Annotated in this window: 3 protein-coding genes; all 3 read right to left on the minus strand. The window is 66.3% G+C overall.

What is annotated here, in order from left to right; genetic code table 11:
• Positions 1 to 386: biotin/lipoyl-containing protein (locus OE856_RS13635; RefSeq protein WP_263716706.1), on the minus strand; the 386-nt coding region annotated here is incomplete at its 3' end.
• 13 nt (positions 387 to 399) lie between these two features.
• Complete coding sequence (locus OE856_RS13640; protein ID WP_263716707.1) at positions 400 to 1,659, minus strand: 2-oxo acid dehydrogenase subunit E2; 1,260 nt, start codon at positions 1,657 to 1,659, stop codon at positions 400 to 402.
• Positions 1,660 to 1,681: 22 nt separating this feature from the next.
• Positions 1,682 to 2,725 (minus strand): transketolase-like TK C-terminal-containing protein (locus tag OE856_RS13645; protein WP_412174892.1); only part of this gene is annotated, 1,044 nt, incomplete at its 5' end.

The raw sequence follows: 2,725 nt of genomic DNA on the forward strand, positions 1-2,725 counted from the left end.
GCGGCGGTGTAGCCGCCCGGGCCCGAGCCCAGCACCACGACCTCGGCATGGATATCGCCGGGGCCCGAGGCGGTGCCGGTGGCGGCCACGGCGGCAGGCGCGGCGGGGGCTGCGGCCGCGGGGGCGGCGGCGGGCGCATCGGCCCCAGCGCCGGCATCGGCGCCTTCCAGCACCAGGATGACCGAGCCTTCCGAGACCCGGTCGCCCTCGGCCACCTTCAGTTCCTTGACCACGCCGGCGGCGGGGCTGGGCACTTCCATCGTGGCCTTGTCGCTTTCCAGTTCGATCAGCGGGTCCTCGGCGGCGACCGTGTCGCCGACCGAGACCAGGATGCTGATCACGGGCACATCGGAGAAATCACCGATATCAGGGACTTTGACTTCCATCGGGTGTTCCTCCTTACCACATCAACTTGCGCATGTCGGACAGCAGCGTCTTGAGCGTCACGCAGAAGCGCGCGGCCAGGGCGCCGTCGATCGCGCGGTGGTCATAGCTGAGGCTCATCGGCTGCATCAGGCGCGGCACGAACTGCTCGCCATCCCAGACCGGCGAGATCTTGGAGCGCGTCAGCCCCAGGATCGCCACTTCGGGCGCGTTGACGATCGGGGTAAAGCTGGTGCCGCCGATCCCGCCCAGCGACGAGATGGTAAAGCTGGCGCCCGACATGTCGGGGCCCTTCAGCTCGCCGGCGCGGGCCTTGGCGCTGAGCTCGCCCAGCTCTTTCGAGATCTCGACCAGGCCTTTGCGGTCGGCATCCTTGATCACCGGCACCACCAGCCCGTTGGGCGTATCGGCGGCAAAGCCGATGTTGTAGTAGTCCTTCTTGATCAGCTTGTCGCCGTCGGGATGGATCGAGCTGTTGACCTCCCAATGCTCTTTCAGCGCGCTGACCGAGGCCTTGATGACAAAGCTCAACAGCGTGACGCGATAGCCCTGGTCCTTGGCCATCGTGTCCATCTCCTTGCGGTACTTGTCCAGCTCGGTGATGTCGGCCTCGTCGTTATGGGTGACATGCGGGATGTTCAGCCAGGCGCGGTGCAGCGCGGGGCCCGAGATCTTCTTGATCCGGGGCATTTCCACATCTTCGACCTTGCCGAACTTGCTGAAATCCACCACCGGGATCGGCGGGATGCCCATGCCGCCCTGAACGGCGCCACCGGCACCCGCGGCGGGTGCGGTCGAGGCCTTGAGGAAGGCGGTCACGTCCTCGCGCAGGATCCGGCCCTTGCGGCCCGAACCGTTGATCTTGGCCAGGTCGATATCCAGCTGGCGGGCAAAGGCGCGCACCGACGGCGAGGCATGCGCCTTGCCAAAGCCGGCATCGGTCACCGCCGCCGCCGGGGCGGGGGCGGCTGCGGGCGCGGCGGCGGCCGGTGCCGCAGCAGGGGCGGCAGCGGGGGCAGCGGCCGGCGCCTCGGCGGCGCCATCGGCCTCGACGATCAGCAGCACCGCGCCCTCGGACACGGTGTCGCCCTCGGCGACCTTGATCTCGACCACCTTGCCGCCATGCGAGGCCGGAACCTCCATCGTGGCCTTGTCGCTTTCCAGCTCGACGATCGGGTCTTCGGCGGCGATCACATCGCCGATCGCGACCAGGATGCTGATCACCGGCACGTCCGAGAAATCACCGATATCGGGGACTTTGATCTCTACAGTCATGGTTTGTCTCCTCTCGTCCCGCTCACACCAGGCGGGGGTTCGGCTTGGCGCCGTCGATGTTGTATTTGTCCAGGGCGGCCTGCAGCGTCTTCTCGTCGATCGCGCCGTCGCGATAGAGATCGACCATCGCCGCCGCGGCGATATGGTTGGCATCCACCTCGAAGAACCGCCGCAGGTTCACCCGGCTGTCCGAGCGGCCGAAACCGTCGGTGCCCAGAACCGTATAGCGCCCCGGCACGCAGGACCGGATCTGCTCGGCATAGTTCTTCATGTAGTCGGTGGCCGCGATGAACGGACCCTTGGCGCCGGCCAGCGCCTCGCTGACATAGGGCACGCGTTCCTCGCCCAGCGGGTTCAGCCGGTTGTGGCGATGCGCATCCTGGCAGTCGCGCGCCAGCTCGTTAAAGCTGGTGGCCGACCAGATATCCGCCGTCACCCCGAAATCGGCCTTGAGCATGTCCGCCGCCTTGATCGCCTGCACCAGGATGGTGCCCGACCCCATGAGGTTGACGTGCTTCTTGCCCGGCCGCGCGGTCTTGCTGAACCGGTAAAGCCCCTTGATGATGCCGTCCTCGACGCCCATCGGCATGTCGGGATGGGCATAGTTCTCGTTCATCAGGGTCAGGTAGAAGAACACGTCCTCTTGGTTGACATACATGCGCTGCAGCCCGTGATGCACCAGAACCGCGACCTCGTAGCTGAAGGTCGGGTCATAGGTGATGCAGTTGGGGATCGTGCCGGCCAGGATATGGCTGTGGCCGTCCTCGTGCTGCAGGCCCTCGCCGTTCAGCGTGGTCCGCCCCGCGGTGCCGCCCAGCATGAAACCGCGGGCGCGGCTGTCGCCGGCGGCCCAGGCCAGGTCACCGATCCGCTGGAAGCCGAACATCGAATAGTAGATGAAGAACGGGATCATCGGCACGCCGTGGTTCGAATAGGCGGTCGCGGCGGCGATCCAGTCGGCCATGGCGCCGGCCTCGTTGATGCCTTCCTGCAGAACCTGGCCATCGACCGATTCCTTGTAGAACATCATCTGGTCGGCATCCTCGGGCGTATAGTTCTGACCCAG

Origin of the sequence: Actibacterium sp. XHP0104 (assembly GCF_025751515.1) — a bacterium.
Classification (GTDB): domain Bacteria; phylum Pseudomonadota; class Alphaproteobacteria; order Rhodobacterales; family Rhodobacteraceae; genus Actibacterium_D.

Excerpts from the sequence above, each read along its gene's own strand:
- OE856_RS13640 (WP_263716707.1), bottom strand. The coding sequence starts at position 1,659 with ATGACTGTAGAGATCAAAGTCCCCGATATCGGTGATTTCTCGGACGTG.